Origin of the sequence: Curtobacterium salicis, from assembly GCF_011759505.1 — a bacterium.
Classification (GTDB): Bacteria; Actinomycetota; Actinomycetes; order Actinomycetales; family Microbacteriaceae; genus Curtobacterium; species Curtobacterium salicis.
The window spans coordinates 758818-773212 of record NZ_JAAOYO010000002.1 but is presented as its reverse complement, the minus strand read 5'-3'; the positions used below and the strand labels follow the sequence as shown (position 1 = coordinate 773212).

Below are 14395 nucleotides of genomic sequence, written 5' to 3'. Positions count from 1 at the left end.
CCGATCGCCACCACCGGGAACGGGACACGGCGACGAGCGCCGGTGTCAGCGGATCCGTGGTCCGGCCGCAGCGCGCGGCACCTGCGAACGGAGTCAGGGACGGTCGCGGAGCGTGGGACGCCCACGAGAGGAGCAACGATGATCGAACGCGGGAACACCACCCACAACCCGGAGCTCGACGACCAGCTCGCGCACGAGGCGCAGAGCATCGTCCAGGGACACGGCAGCAACGCCCACGTCGAGGAGTTCCGGCAGTCCGAACCGGTGCCCGACGACACCGACGACGCCGAGACCGTCCGGGCCTCCGGGTACGACGGCGACCTCGAGGGTGCGCTCGTCGACGACACGACCGACGTCGACGCGGACGACGACCCGTCGGGGGTCGCTGCCGAGACGCCGGACGGCAGCGGGGACGGCGCCGACGCGACCGTGTACTCGACCGCGACGGCGGGTGCCGATGAGCGGACGGCCGACGTCACCTCGTCGAACGCGGCCGCACCCGACGCCACCCCGGAGACCCCGGACCTGACCGCCACCACGACGACGGGGGGCGACGATGCCGATCCCGCAGCATGAGACCACCGAGGACGGCCGAGCGCTCGGCGCACTGCTCGCCGGCGGCGGGACGTGGACCTGGGCCTACGTCGACGCCTCCGGGGACCGCGAGGACCCGCAGCACCTCGCCGCCCTGCAGCGCCGGAAGGCCGAGGACGCACTCCGGGCCGCCGGGGCCGACGCGGCCGTCATCGACACCGTGATGGCCGAACTCGAGGAGACGCCCGGCGTCCCCGCACCGGTGAGCCGGTACGTGCTCGTCCACGACGGCGGACTCGTGCTCAGCGAGGTGCTCCCCGGACACATGCACGGCCCGGAGTCGGTCGGCCACGGAGCCGTCCCGGACCTCGTGCCACTGCTGGCGCACCGGCCGCTCGACGTCCCGTTCCTGGTCGTCGAGGTCGGACGCGGCGGTGGCGGGTACCGGGCCTACCGGCTCGGGCACGCCGACCACCCGGACCAGCGCGAGGAGCAGCAGGTGCAGGGCCGGACCGACACGCTCCACGAGTTCCAGGGTGGCGGGTGGGCGCACCTGCGCTGGCAGCACCACACCGAGGAGCTGTGGCGGCAGAACGAGTCCGAGGTCGCCGCCGCCGTGCAGGACGCCGTCGATCGCCTGTCGCCCCGTCTGGTCATCGTCGCGGGGGACATCCGCGCCCGGCAGCTGCTCATCAGCGAACTGTCGAAGACGAAGGCCACCGCGTCGCTCGTCTCCGAGGTGCCGATCGACCCGCGGGCGTCGGACGCGTCCGAGGACGGGGTCCGCGAACACGTCGACATCGCCCTGGCCCGGGTCGTCGCCCAGCGTCGGCACGACGTCGAGGACCTGCTCCGCACCCACGACGGCCGTGGGGACGGCGAGGTCGCGGTCGGCCTCGGTCCCGTCGTCGAGGCGCTGCAGCAGGCGCAGCCCGCGATCGTCGTCCTCGACCCCGCGGGCTTCGCCGACCGGACCGTCCTGGCGCTCGACGCGGCGCCGTGGATCGCGACCGCGCCGGAGCAGGCACTCGGCGCGGCCGTCCTCGGGCCCGTGCCGGCGCCCGTCGGCCTCGTCCGCGCCGCACTCCTCACCGACGCGGCGGTCGTGTACGCCAACACCGCCGCACTGCCCGGCGGCGCTCCGGCGGCAGCGCTGCTCCGCTGGCGGACCGGGCCGGAGATCCCCGGGGCCTGAGACGCCGTGGTCGGATCGTGAGCAGATGACGGACGGGAGGTCCGTGGCGGCGCCGTCACGGACCTCCCGTCCGTCAGCGGGGGCGGCCGGACCGGCCGCTCAGTCGTGTGAGCGGTCCGCCCGAGGCACGAGGGGCAGGGCCAGCACCGGCAGCGCGGCGACGAGCAGGAACGACCCGGCGAACCCGACCAGCCCGACCAGTGCGCCGATGCCCGGGCCGACGGCGCTCGCCGCGATGAACTGCCCGGTGTTCTGCGCGCCCAGGGCCCGGCCGGACCACGAGGGACCCGCTGCCTCGGCGACGGACGTGTACGCCAGGCCGTTGTCGGCGACCGTGACGCTCGTCGCCACGACGAGCACCACGGCGGCCGCGGGCAGGTGCGCCACGTCGACCAGGGCCAGGACCGCCATCACCGCCGCGGCCGACACGGCGACCACCCGGAGCGGCCCGACCCGCGACCCGACCCGGTCGCTCCAGGAGCCCACCAGGATCCGGCCGACGGCGCCGACGAACTGCGCGGCCCCGACCAGCAGCCCGGCGGTGGGCGTCGACCAGCCGAGGGTCACGAGCCAGACCAACCCGTAGGTCGAGAGCGTGAACTGCGGCACCACGAGCAGGATCGAGACCGCGTGGATCCGCCAGAGGAACCCGGTGGCACGGTAGGGGTTCGTGCTCGTCGCGGCCGTGCCGGTGGGGTCCGCTCGCGCGGGTGCCGGTCGTGGCGGGTCGGCGATCCCCACCGCGCAGAGCACCGCGAGCACCGCGCACAGCAGCACCGGCAGGACCAGGGCGCTGCGGATGCCCGACACCTCGGCGAGCTGCGGCACCGTGACCGCAGCCAGGGTCACGCCGAGCGGCTGCGACATCTGCCGGATGCCCATCGCCAGGCCGCGCCGCTCCTTCGGGAACCAACCGACGACCACCCGCCCGCTCGCCGCGTTCGTCGAGGCGCTCGTCATCCCCGCGGCCAGGAACGCCACCCCGAGCAGCACCGTGTCGTCGCCGGCCAGCCACGCTCCCGCGACGGCGAGCGTGGTGAGGACCAGGCCACCCGCGATGACGACCCGCTCGCCGATCCGGTCCGCCACGGCGCCCCATGCGATGAGCGTCAGGACCATGCCCGCCGTCGGTGCCGCCGCGAGCAGACCGGCCTGCGCGAGCGGCATGCCCTGCGCGTGCAGGTGCGGGATGAGCAGGGCCGGGGCGGTGACGACGAGGGTGCCGGCGGCCTGCGCGGCGACGCCCAGCGCGAGCACCACCCAGGCTCGTGCAGGTGTCCGGACCACGTGCTCCCCGTCTCGACTCAGCTGGTGTACCGGAACGGTATACCAACCCGCGTCGGACGGCACTACGCTGGATGCCCGTGACCGAACCGACCGATGCAGCACCCGTGTCGCAGACGGCCCAGCTCTACGACAACCTCCGTGCCGCGATCCTGACGCTCGACATCGCGCCGGGGGAACGCATCTCGGAGCGCGGGCTCGAAGCGCGCTTCCACGCCTCGCGCACCCCCGTCCGTGCCGCGCTGTCCCGCCTCGAACGCGAAGGGCTCATCCTGCACGAGGGGCGTTCGTGGACGGTCACCCCGATCGACCTCGACGAGATCGCGTCGCTCGCCGAACTCCGCGGTGTCCTCGAGCCCGCCGCAGCCCGGCTGGCCGTCGCCCGCGCGCAGCCCGAGGCGCTCGCCGAGGTCCGCGCACACCTCGATGCCCTGCGTCCGACGCCCGACCAGCAGTCCGGCATCACGATGGGCTCGACGTTCCACCTGGACCTGGCAGCCCTCGGCGGCAACCGGTTCGTCACCGACGCCGTGGCCGACGCACTGACCCGGCTCGAGCGCACCCGGTGGATCGAGGTCCGCACGCCCGAGGCCCGCGACGCCGCGTGGCAGGAGCACAGCGACATCCTCGACGCCGTGCAACACGGTGACGCCGACCGCGCGGCCGAGCTGGTCGCTGCCCACGTCGCGGGCACCAACGACCGGCTGCTGGGCTTCATCGCCCAGGAGCGGCGGCGGCTCCGTGGTGCCGGGATGGCGATCGTCGGCGCGCCGGAGCGGCTGGCCGCCGGAGCCTGACCGGAGCGGTGGCCGCCGGAGCCTGACACGACAGCGACGGCCGCAGGGACAGGGGACGGGGACAGGGACAGCGGGCGGCGGGGACCGCACCCCTGTCGCGGTCCCGGCCGCCAGCCGTGCGGTCGCTACTCGACCAGCGGACGTTCCTCCGTCCCGTCGAGCTGGGCGGTCACCCACGACAGGTGGGGGTCGTGGTCGTGGTCGAGGAGGGCCTCCCGCACCTCGGCCTCGTCGGTGGAGAGCCGGTACGCGTCCCTGCGTCCGGACGGAGTCGACTGTGACATCTGGTCGTCCTTCCCCTGCTGGTGGAACGGGCCTGCTGGACGGCAGACCCTGCTGGTCGGGCTGCCCTGTCGGCAGAGCCGGCCCGGATGGTCGGGCCAGTGTCGTCCTGCGCGCTCCGGTCCGCAAGAGCGCAGTCGTGGACCTGTGGAGAACCGTCGCTGCCTAGGATGGTCGGCGTCGCCGGGCGGGCTGCCCGCGGCTCGGACCGGGAGGGGAGGCACGGCGTGACCACGCAGGGCACCGCACCTCCCACGGTCTACGACGTCGCCTCGGCCGCAGGGGTCTCGATCGCGACCGTCTCGCGCGTCCTCCGCACGCCCGACGCCGTCCGCGAGGCCACGCGTGACCGGGTGCAGGCGGCGATCCGCTCCCTCGGCTACGTCCCCTCGGGGAACGCCCGCGCACTCGCCGGTCGCCGGACCGGCGTGGTGGGCCTGCTGCTGCCGGGGTTCGACGTCGTGCCGGACGAACGGCCGGACGTCGTCACGGACGGAGGCGTCCGCATCGTCGACGACCGGCGGCACGTCACCCAGCCGACGTCCTCGAACCTGTACTTCGACGAGGTCCTGCGGGGCGCCGAGACCGAGGCATGGCAGCGCGGCCTGGCGCTCATGGTCGCGGCCGGCCGTGGTCCCTCCCGGGACGTCATCGTGAACGACGTCGCCGGCCGGGTCGACGGGCTGGCCGTGCTGGCGCAGACCGTTCCGGACGAGTTGCTGGAACACGTCGCCCGCCGGATCCCCGTGGTGGTGTTGGCGGACGACCGACGCTCACGCGGCTTCGACTCGATCAGCGTCGACAACGCCGCAGGCATGCGCACGCTCGCCGCGCACGTCATCGGACGGCTCGGCATCCGGTCGATCGCGTACGTCGCCGGCCCTGTCGACTCCCCGGACGACCAGGAGCGGACCGCCGGGTTCAAGCGGGCGCTGGAGGACCACGGACTCGCTCCGGCCGTGGTCCGGACCGTGCACGGCGACTTCGGCCGGGTCCGAGCCCGGGAGCTCGCCCGCGCCCTGCTGGACGAGCGGGTGCCGCGGGCGATCGTCTGCTCGAACGACCAGTCGGCGCTCGGGGTGCTCGACGCGGTCCTGGCGCGCGGGCTCCGGGTGCCGGACGACGACGTCGTGACGGGGTTCGACGGCATCGACGCCGGCCGGTACTCGGTGCCGCGCCTGACCACGGTGCACCAGCCGATGGGGGACCTGGGGCGCGCGGCGGTCCGGGCGATCGTCGACCGACTCGATCGCCGCGAGGGACCGCCGCGGGCCCTGCGGCTCCCCGTCGAGGTGCTGCTGCGCGAGAGCTGCCCGCCGTCCCTGTAGCGCGGCACCCCGTGCGAGCACGTGACTTGCGCCCGCCGATGTAAGCGCATACATTGGCGGTCGTACCCACTCGACACGGAGGTCGACCGAGCAATGACGCTTCCCCCACGGCGCGCCCGCCGCGCTCGCCTCGCCGCTGCCCTCGCCGGCATCGCGGTCGTGGCCCTCGCGGCGACCGGCTGCAGCATCCAGGTCCGGTCCGAGCCGGACCCGAGCATCGGCAAGGACACGATGCTCATCAACGCCGACCACGGCAACCCGCTGTTCGACCGCAACTTCAACCCGTACATCAGCAACGCCCGCACCGCGTCGAAGTGGATGTACGAGCCCCTCATCGAGGTGAACCCCCTCGACGGCAAGCGGAACCCCTGGCTCGCCAGTTCGTGGGAGCAGCCGGACGCCCGGACGATCGACATGACGATCCGCAACGGCGTCGAGTGGTCCGACGGCACGCCCTTCACCGCGAAGGACGTCGTCTTCACGTTCGACCTGCTCAAGAAGTTCCCCGCGATGGACGTCAAGGGCGCCTGGCAGCACATCGACACCATCGAGCAGCAGGGCGACCACGTCGTCTTCCACCTCAAGTCCGACGACGTCCCGAGCCTGACGATCATCGGCCAGACGTACATCCTCGGCGAGCACCACTGGGGGAAGGTCACGGACCCGACGACCTGGCGTGACCCGAACCCCGTCGGCACCGGGCCGTTCGTCCTCGGCAACTACTCCGACCAGCAGTACTCGATGGACAAGAACCCGCGGTACTGGCAGGCGGACACGATCGCGATCAAGCACCTCGTGCTGCCGGCGACGAACACGCAGCTCGACACCGTCACCCGCGGCTACGACTGGGCGTACTCGTTCATCTCCGACGTCAAGGGCACGTGGGGTGCCGCATCCGACACGAACACGTACTGGTTCCCGCCGGGCGGCGTGATCGGCCTCATCCCGAACCTGACGAAGGCGCCGTACGACGACGTCAACGTCCGCCGGGGCATCTCCCTCGCGCTCGACCGTGACGACATCGCCGAGACCGCCACCGAGGGCAACCTCACCGCGGCGGCCCAGACCGGCCTGATCCTGCCGAACCAGGAGCGGTACGCGAACCCCGACATCCCCGACAAGGGCATGGTCACGCAGGACGTCGCCGCGGCGAAGGCGTCGTTCGCGAAGTCCGGGTGGGTCGAGCAGGGCGGGAAGATCGTCAAGGACGGCAAGCAGCTCGAGATCACCATCACGACCGCGAACGGCTACGCCGACTGGCTCCGCGCCGCGCAGGAGGTCCGCCGTGACCTCACCGCCATCGGCGTCAAGGTGTCGATCAGCGCCCCGCAGCCCGCCGGCTACCAGCAGGCGATCAACAACGGCACCTTCGACATGGCGATGGGCGGCATGGGCAACGGCGACGTCTACCAGGCGTTCAACTCGCTGATGTCGACCGAGTTCTACCAGCCCGTCGGCAAGTCGACCGTGAACAACTACGAGCGCTACCGGGACCCGGCGACACAGCGGCTGCTCGACGAGTACAAGGCCACCACGGACACGGCACGGCAGCAGGAGATCCTCGACCAGCTGCAGACCATCGTGTACGACCAGCTGCCCGTCATCGGCATGTACCACGGCGGGCTCTGGGGCCTGTTCAACACCGGCAAGTTCGTCGGCTGGCCGAGCGCGGAGGACCCCTACATGGCCCCGCAGAACTACGACTCGGCTCCGCTGCTCATCTTCTCGAAGCTCCGGCTGCGCGACAGCGCCGCCGGCCGGGAGATCCTGAAGGAACAGGACGACGCCAAGTGAAGTACATCCTGCAGAAACTCGTCCTCTTCGTCCTGACCCTCTGGGCCGCGGTCACGCTGAACTTCGTGCTCCCGCGGCTCATGCCGGGCAGCCCGAGCGACGCGGCCCTCGCGAAGCTCAGCCAGAACGGACCCGTCACCGACGCCACCAAGAAGGCCATCGAGGCCCAGCTCGGCGTCCCGACCGGCAGCCTCTGGGCCCAGTACGGCAGCTACCTGCACCAGGTCGTCACCCTCGACTTCGGCACGAGCTACACGTTCTACCCGCAGCCCGTCGGCGACCTCGTCGGCAAGGCCCTGCCCTACACGCTCATCCTGGTCGGGGTCGTGACGATCCTGGCGTTCGTCCTCGGCACCCTGATCGGCATCGCGGCGGCCTGGAAGCGGGGGACGTGGCTCGACTCGCTCCCCACCCTGTCGGGGTCGTTCATGTCGACGTTCCCGTACTTCTGGACGGCGCTGCTCCTGCTGTTCTTCCTCGGCTACGTGCTGCACTGGTTCCCGACCACCGGCGCGTACTCGGCGACGACCACGCCCGGTCTGTCCGGAGCGTTCGTCGGCGACGCCCTGCAGCACGCGGTCCTGCCGGCGGTGACGATCCTCGTGACCAGCCTCGGCGGCTGGATCATCGGCATGCGCAACGCGATGATCAACACGCTCGGCGACGACTACGTCACCTTCGCCGAGGCGAACGGCCTCCGCGGTCGCACCGTCGCCATCCGCTACGCCGCCCGCAACGCGATCCTGCCGAACCTGACCGGCTTCGGCCTGGCCCTCGGCGGTGTGGTCGGCGGGTCGGTGCTCGTCGAGCAGGTGTTCGGGTACCCGGGCATCGGCTACCTGCTGTTCAACGCCGTCATCGGGCAGGACTACCCGCTCATGCAGGCGCTCTTCCTGATGATCACCGTGTCGGTGCTCATCGCCAACTTCATCGTGGACGTGCTGTACGGCGTCCTGGACCCGAGGACGCGCCGATGACCACGATCGCAGTACGCACGCAAGAACCCGAACAGCAGACCCCGTCCAGGCTCCGGTCCGCCGGTCGCCAGTTCGGCGTCGTCTGGTCCAACACGAAGGCCCGGATCGGCATCATCATCCTGGCCGTGTTCGTCCTCGTGGCGATCCTGGCTCCGCTCCTCGCCCCGTACGGCGCCAGCCAGAACGGCTTCGCCCGCAGTGAGGACGCCACCTGGGCCCACTGGATGGGCACCACCGCCGCCGGCGAGGACGTCCTGTCGCAACTGATCTACGGCGCCCGCATCTCGGTCATGGTCGGCGCGGTCGCGGGCATCCTGTCCACGCTCGTCGCCGTCGCGATCGGCCTCAGCTGGGGCTACGTCCGCGGGTGGATCGCCGAGGTCATCGGCTTCATCGTGAACCTGTTCCTGGTGATCCCGGGCCTGCCGCTCATGATCGTCATCGCGGCGTACCTGCAGAACGGCGGCATCGCGGTGATCATCGCGGTGATCGTCGTCACCGGCTGGGCCTGGGGCGCTCGCGTCCTGCGCAGCCAGACGCAGTCCCTCCGCGGCCGTGACTTCGTGACCGCCGCGCAGTTCTCCGGCGAGAGCGCTCCCCGCATCGTCTTCCGCGAGATCCTGCCGAACATGACCAGCCTCATCGTCGGCAGCTTCTTCGGCGCCGCCACGAGCGCGATCCTGGCCGAGGCAGGCCTGGAGTTCCTCGGCCTCGGCGACTCCTCGATCGTCAGCTGGGGCACGATCCTCTACTGGGCGCAGAACTCGAACGCGCTGCTCACCGGCCAGTGGATCCTGCTGTTCGCCCCGGGCCTCTGCATCGCGCTCCTCGCGATGAGCCTGACCCTCATCAACTTCGGCGTCGACGCCGTGTCCAACCCGCGGCTGCGCGAGGGCGCGCGCCCGAAGCGCAAGGAGGCGACCGCATGAGCGGCGCACGTCCCGTCCCCACCACCGGACTGGAGGCCCCCACCGGCGCCGCCACGAGCCTCCCGTCCGACGGATCCACCGCCGGTGACGTCCTGCTGGACGTCCGCGACCTGTCGGTCGTCTACGAGTCGTCGGGCCAGACCGCCGTCCAGGCGGTCGACCACGTGTCGTTCTCCCTGCGGAAGGGCGAGTTCGTCGGCCTGGTCGGCGAGTCCGGGTCCGGCAAGTCGACACTCGGCTACGCGCTGACCCGGCTGCAGAAGCCGCCGGCGCGCACGAACGGCGGCAGCATCGTGTTCGCGGGAAAGGACATCCGCGACCTCGGCGACGAGGAGCTCCGGCAGCAGCGTCAGGGCGGCTTCGCGATGGTGCTGCAGTCGGGCATGAACGCGCTGAACCCGGTGCGGACGATCCGCAACCACTTCATCGACGTCTTCAAAGCCCACGGGCATGTACCGCGCGAGCGCTGGGACAGCCGGATGCGGGAGCTCGTCGGCAAGGTGAAGCTGCCCGACTCGATGCTGGCGCGGTTCCCCGGCGAGCTGTCCGGCGGCATGCGGCAGCGCGTGTCGATCGCCCTGGCGCTGTCCCTCGAACCGCAGCTCATGGTGTTCGACGAGCCGACCACGGCGCTCGACGTCCTCGTGCAGCACGCGGTGATGGACACGATCATCGAGTTGCAGCGGTCCGAGGGCTTCACGGCGGTGCTCATCAGCCACGACCTCGGCATCGTCCTCGAGGCCACCGAGCGCGTGCTCGTCATGCACGAGGGCCGGATCGTCGAGGACGGCGGGTCGCGCGAGGTGCTCCGTGCCCCGCAGGACCCGTACACGCAGATGCTCCTGTCGCACTACGCCGACCCCCGCGCTTCAGTCGTGAGCCTCCCGGGGTTCCCGGACCGCTCGCTGCGTGCGGAACACGGCGAGAAGCGGCAGGAGGCCACCACCTCCCACGCCACGGTCGGCACCCGCGAGCGCAGTGCGGCGCGGAACCCGATCGTCGTCGACCACCTCGTGAAGACGTACGCCCCGCCTCGTCGGGGTGAGGACCCGGTCCGGGCGGTGCGCGACGTGTCGTTCACCCTCGAGCCGGGGCAGTCCCTCGCACTCGTCGGCCAGTCGGGCTCCGGCAAGTCGACCATCGCGAAGCTGCTCACCGGCGTCGAGAAGCCCAGTTCGGGCACCGTCCGGTTCGGCGACCTCGACGTGGCGAAGCTCGGGCGCCGGGGCATGCGCGACCTGCGCTCCGAGGTGCAGATGGTGTTCCAGGACCCGTACTCGGCGCTCAACCCGCTGCACACGGTCGAGTACACGCTCACCCGTCCGGTCGTGAACTACACCGGGCTCCGCGGTCGCGATGCTCGGCACCGCGTGCTCGAGCTCCTCGAGACCGTGGGCCTGACGCCCGTGGAGCAGTTCGCGCAGAAGCTCCCGCACCAGCTCTCCGGCGGGCAGCGGCAGCGCGTGGTGATCGCTCGGGCACTGGCGAGCGACCCGCAGGTGATCATCGCCGACGAGCCGGTCTCGATGCTCGACGTGACGCTCCGTGCCGGGGTGCTCGCGCTCCTCGAGGACCTGCGTGAGCAGTGGGGCGTCTCGCTCCTCTACATCACGCACGACCTGTTGAGCGCCCGGCTCATCACCGACGACATCATGGTGCTCCACGACGGCGCCGTGGTCGAGCGGGGTCGGACCGCCGACGTGCTGCAGCACCCGCAGGACGACTACACGGTCGCGCTGCTGGACGCCGTGCCCAATCCCCGGAGAAGGCTGTCGGCATGACGAACCTGCACGCGTTCCCCACCGTCCCGCCGTTCGGCCACCTGCCCACCCCCGAGGGCGTCGACGTCGTCGGCATCGACCTGCCCGTCGGCCGGCTCACGGCCTACCGCGTCGTCCCGTCGGGGCCGAGCAAGGGCGTCGTGCTCGTCGTCCCCGGGTACACCGGCTCGAAGGAGGACTGGCGCACGTTCATGCCCCTCCTCCGTGACGCCGGCTGGACCGCGGTCGCGATCAGCCGCCGCGGCCAGGCCGACTCCGCGGCGCCGACCGAACCGCGCGACTACTCCTTGGAAGAAGAGGCCGCCGACGTGGTCCGCGTCGCCCGACTGCTCGACGATGGCGCTCCCGTGCACCTGGTCGGGCACTCGCTCGGCGGCGTGATCGTCCGCGCCGCCGCGATCCAGGACCCGAGCGCCTTCCGCGACGTCGTGCAGTTCTGCTCCGGTCCGTACGGCTGGCCCTACCGCAAGGTGACCGAGCTGACGATCATGCACGACACCGCGGGCAACAACCGCACGCTGTTCGACGCCACGAACCCCCTCTGGGCCTACCGCCCCGACGAGGAGCTCCCCGACGACGTGCGCACGGTCCGCGAGCGCTTCGACGCCACGAGCCCCCTGAGCATCGTCGCCGGCGGCCACATCCTCGAGGACCACACCGACAGCTCCGCCGAACTCCGCGCCACCGGGCTCCCCGTCCTCGTCACGCACGGGGAGTGGGACGGCGCCTGGCCGATCCCGTGGCAGCGGACCATGGCCGAGGATACCGGCGCCGAGTACGTCGTCATCCCGGACAGCTGGCACGGCCCCCAGATCGAGAACCCGCAGGGAACCGTCGAGGTCTTCGACCGCTTCTTGAGCAAGCACTGACTCGTCCGCCCACCGAAAGGCACCATCATCACCACGCTGCACTTCCCCGACGGCTTCCTCTGGGGCGCCGCCACGGCCGCCCACCAGATCGAGGGCAACAACGTCAACAGCAACTGGTGGGTGCACGAGCACGAGCCGGACACCACGATCGTCGAGCCCTCCGGCGACGCGGCCGACAGCTACCACCGCTACCGCGAGGACATCCGGATCGCCGCCGACCTCGGCCTGAACTCCTACCGGTTCAGCATCGAGTGGTCCCGCATCGAGCCCGAGCGCGGGTTCGTCAGCCGCGCCGAGGTCGACCACTACCGCCGCATGGTCGAGGCCTGCCACGAGGCCGGCCTCGAGCCGATCGTCACCCTCATGCACTTCACCGTGCCGCGCTGGTTCGAACGCGACGGCTTCTGGCGCGCTCCCGACGCCGCCGACCTGTTCGCCCGCTACACCGAGGCCGCGCTCCCCGTCGTGCAGGACGGCGTCCGCTACGTCTGCACGATCAACGAACCGAACATCGCCGCGATGCTCGCCGGCGGCGAGGACGCAGCGAACCTCGTCGCCTACGGCCTGCCGAACCCGGACCTCCAGGTGGCCGACGCCCTGCTGGCCAGCCACAAGCGGTCGCGAGATGTCCTGGGACAGGTGCCGGGCCTCCAGTCCGGGTGGACCATCGCGACCCAGGCGTTCCAGGAGACCGACCAGCCGGGCTCGGCCGAGATGCTCCGCGAGTACGGCTACCCGCGTGACGACTGGTACCTGGAGCAGTCCGCCGGCGACGACTTCGTCGGCGTCCAGGCCTACACGCGCACCTTCATCGGCACCGACGGACCGCTGCCCGTCGCCGACGACGTCGAGACGACCCTCACCGGCTGGGAGTTCTGGCCGGAGGCCGCAGCAGCCGGCATCCGCAGCGCGTGGGAACTGTCCGGCCACGTGCCGGTCATGGTCACCGAGAACGGCATCGCCACCGCCGACGACACCCGCCGCATCGCCTACACGCAGGGCGCGCTCGAGGGCATCCACCGCTGCATCGAGGACGGCATCGACGTCCGCGGCTACCAGCACTGGTCGCTGCTCGACAACTACGAGTGGGCCTCCGGCTTCCGGCCGACCTTCGGGCTCGTCGCGTGGGACCGGGAGACGTTCGCGCGCACCCCGAAGCCCTCGGCGCACTGGTACGGCGGCGTCGCGTCCGCCAACGCCCTGACCGTCTGACGGGAGGCTCGACCCGCGTGGCGCGCCCGCCCGGCCCGGCTGTGGTCGGCCCCGGCGCCTCGTGTCGGGTGCCCCGTCCGGTCCGGTTCGGCCGGGTCGGGTCCCGTCGGGTCGCGTCCGGTCCGGTTCGGCCGGGCCGGGTCGCGTCCGATCCGGTCCGGTCCGTCCGGTCGGGCCCAGCGCAGTACGGTCGGACTGCTAGCCGGTCGCGTCCGCAGCGAGCAGGTCCGCGATCGCGCCGTCGCGGAGGAGTCCCGCGCGGTCCCCTGCGGTGGCGCCCTCGTCGTCCTCGGCCTCGCGGTCGACGTCCAGGGCCAGCACCGCGCGGACCGTGTCCACGTCCGCGGAGTCGACCGCCGCGATGAGCAGCGTCGCACCGCGCGAGCCCCGTGCCCGGACGTCGGCACCCGCGGCGGCGAGGGCCCGCACGACGTCGGCGTGGCCACCCCACGCAGCCCGGACGATCGGGGTGTTGCCGTCGCTGTCCCGAGCCTCCAGGTCGGCGCCCGCCGCGACCAGCACGCGGAGGGCCCGCCGGGCGTCACGGTCGATCGCCAGCGTCAGCGGCGTCCGCCCCTCGGAGTCCACCAGGGCGAGCGTCGCCCCGCGGCGGAGGAGCTCCTCGAGCATCTCGGGCCGGTCGAACCACGCGGCGGCGTGCAGTGGAGCGAAGCCCCAGCGCGGGTCGACGTCGTCGACGTCACTCGCGTCGTCGGCCAGGTGCAGCCCGCCCAGGTCGCCGTACGCCGCGGCGCGGACGCCCTCGGTCGCCCACTCCACCCAGCCGTCCGGCACCGGGCCGTGCCAGCCGCGCGTCGGGCGGTCGCCGAGCACGTCGTACTCGAACTGGTCGACGCTGCGCACCGAGACCTGGGCGTCGCGGAAGCGGATCGCGACCTCGCCGACCGGGGAGACGAGCAGCCGGAGTTCCCAGGCGTCCTCTCCTGCCACGTGGTCGAGCTCGCCGCGCGCGATGTGGGCGTCCCCGGCCAGGACCGCTCCGGCGTCCACGTCGGGCGGGTCGATCACGGCGTCGTCGAACCGCAGGGTCACGCGAGCGTGGTTCCACCGCCGCCAGAGCCCGTCGGGGGTGTCCAGCACCTCGTCGTTCCGGACGACGACCTCGGCGTGCACCACGACCGGGTCGGGCCGGCCGTGCCCCGGGATGGTCGCGGTGTCCGCTGTGGTGTCGTCGGCGCAGTCGGCGGTCTCGGAGGCATGCCGGTGTGCCGGTTCACTGCGCAGCGTCGCGACCCGGGCGTCCGTCCAGCGCACGGAGGCGAGGGCGGCGACCGGGGGCGGAGCGTCCTCGAGCAGCCGTGCGATGTGCTCCGGCTGTCCGTCGAAGTCCTCGAGGGACACGTAGCCCACCGAGGGCCAGTTCACTCGACTCCACCGCACGGGTCGACCCTA

At 72.1% G+C, this 14395-nt stretch carries 13 protein-coding genes; 10 read left to right on the top strand and 3 right to left on the bottom strand.

What is annotated here, in order from left to right; genetic code table 11:
• Positions 1-138: 138 nt before the first annotated feature.
• A complete protein-coding gene (locus E9228_RS07950) occupies positions 139-576 on the top strand; it encodes a hypothetical protein (protein WP_166779415.1) in 438 nt (145 codons plus the stop codon).
• Entirely contained in the window at positions 557-1729 is a 1173-nt protein-coding gene (locus E9228_RS07945; RefSeq protein ID WP_166780012.1) for a baeRF2 domain-containing protein, read from the top strand. The genes E9228_RS07950 and E9228_RS07945 overlap by 20 nt, the downstream gene beginning before the upstream one ends.
• Before the next feature lie 99 nt (positions 1730-1828).
• On the opposite strand, the gene E9228_RS07940 is transcribed toward E9228_RS07945, so the two are convergent.
• Entirely contained in the window at positions 1829-2989 is a 1161-nt protein-coding gene (locus E9228_RS07940) for an MFS transporter (RefSeq protein WP_341849835.1), read from the bottom strand.
• Positions 2990-3093: 104 nt separating this feature from the next.
• On the opposite strand from E9228_RS07940, the gene E9228_RS07935 reads away from it, so the two are divergent.
• Positions 3094-3810, top strand: coding sequence for a GntR family transcriptional regulator (locus E9228_RS07935; protein WP_341849834.1), 717 nt, complete (start codon positions 3094-3096; stop codon positions 3808-3810).
• A gap of 125 nt (positions 3811-3935) precedes the next feature.
• Here the strand turns inward: E9228_RS07935 and E9228_RS07930 are convergent, their stop codons facing one another.
• Positions 3936-4094, bottom strand: coding sequence for a hypothetical protein (locus E9228_RS07930; RefSeq protein ID WP_166780009.1), 159 nt, complete (start codon positions 4092-4094; stop codon positions 3936-3938).
• 225 nt (positions 4095-4319) lie between these two features.
• Between E9228_RS07930 and E9228_RS07925 the strand changes: the two genes are divergently transcribed.
• The 7 genes from E9228_RS07925 (at position 4320) to E9228_RS07895 (ending at position 12982) form a co-directional block, all read left to right on the top strand.
• Entirely contained in the window at positions 4320-5420 is a 1101-nt protein-coding gene (locus E9228_RS07925) for a LacI family DNA-binding transcriptional regulator (protein ID WP_341849833.1), read from the top strand.
• 93 nt (positions 5421-5513) lie between these two features.
• Positions 5514-7214, top strand: a complete 1701-nt coding sequence (locus E9228_RS07920; protein ID WP_208385623.1) for an ABC transporter substrate-binding protein — start codon at positions 5514-5516, stop codon at positions 7212-7214.
• Positions 7211-8191: an ABC transporter permease subunit gene (locus E9228_RS07915; RefSeq protein WP_166780007.1), complete on the top strand. Its 981-nt coding sequence runs from the start codon at positions 7211-7213 to the stop codon at positions 8189-8191. Before E9228_RS07920 ends, E9228_RS07915 begins: the two co-directional genes overlap by 4 nt.
• Positions 8188-9120 (top strand): ABC transporter permease, encoded by a 933-nt coding sequence (locus E9228_RS07910; RefSeq protein WP_166780006.1) that lies wholly within the window; start codon positions 8188-8190, stop codon positions 9118-9120. The genes E9228_RS07915 and E9228_RS07910 overlap by 4 nt, the downstream gene beginning before the upstream one ends.
• Complete coding sequence (locus E9228_RS07905; protein WP_252727787.1) at positions 9117-10901, top strand: ABC transporter ATP-binding protein; 1785 nt, start codon at positions 9117-9119, stop codon at positions 10899-10901. Before E9228_RS07910 ends, E9228_RS07905 begins: the two co-directional genes overlap by 4 nt.
• Positions 10898-11770, top strand: a complete 873-nt coding sequence (locus tag E9228_RS07900) for an alpha/beta fold hydrolase (RefSeq protein ID WP_166780005.1) — start codon at positions 10898-10900, stop codon at positions 11768-11770. Before E9228_RS07905 ends, E9228_RS07900 begins: the two co-directional genes overlap by 4 nt.
• A gap of 24 nt (positions 11771-11794) precedes the next feature.
• Positions 11795-12982 carry a glycoside hydrolase family 1 protein gene (locus E9228_RS07895; RefSeq protein ID WP_425248372.1) on the top strand — a complete coding sequence of 396 codons (1188 nt, stop codon included), beginning with the start codon at positions 11795-11797 and terminating at the stop codon, positions 12980-12982.
• 198 nt (positions 12983-13180) lie between these two features.
• On the opposite strand, the gene E9228_RS17555 is transcribed toward E9228_RS07895, so the two are convergent.
• Positions 13181-14383 (bottom strand): ankyrin repeat domain-containing protein, encoded by a 1203-nt coding sequence (locus E9228_RS17555; protein ID WP_166780004.1) that lies wholly within the window; start codon positions 14381-14383, stop codon positions 13181-13183.
• Positions 14384-14395: the final 12 nt, after the last annotated feature.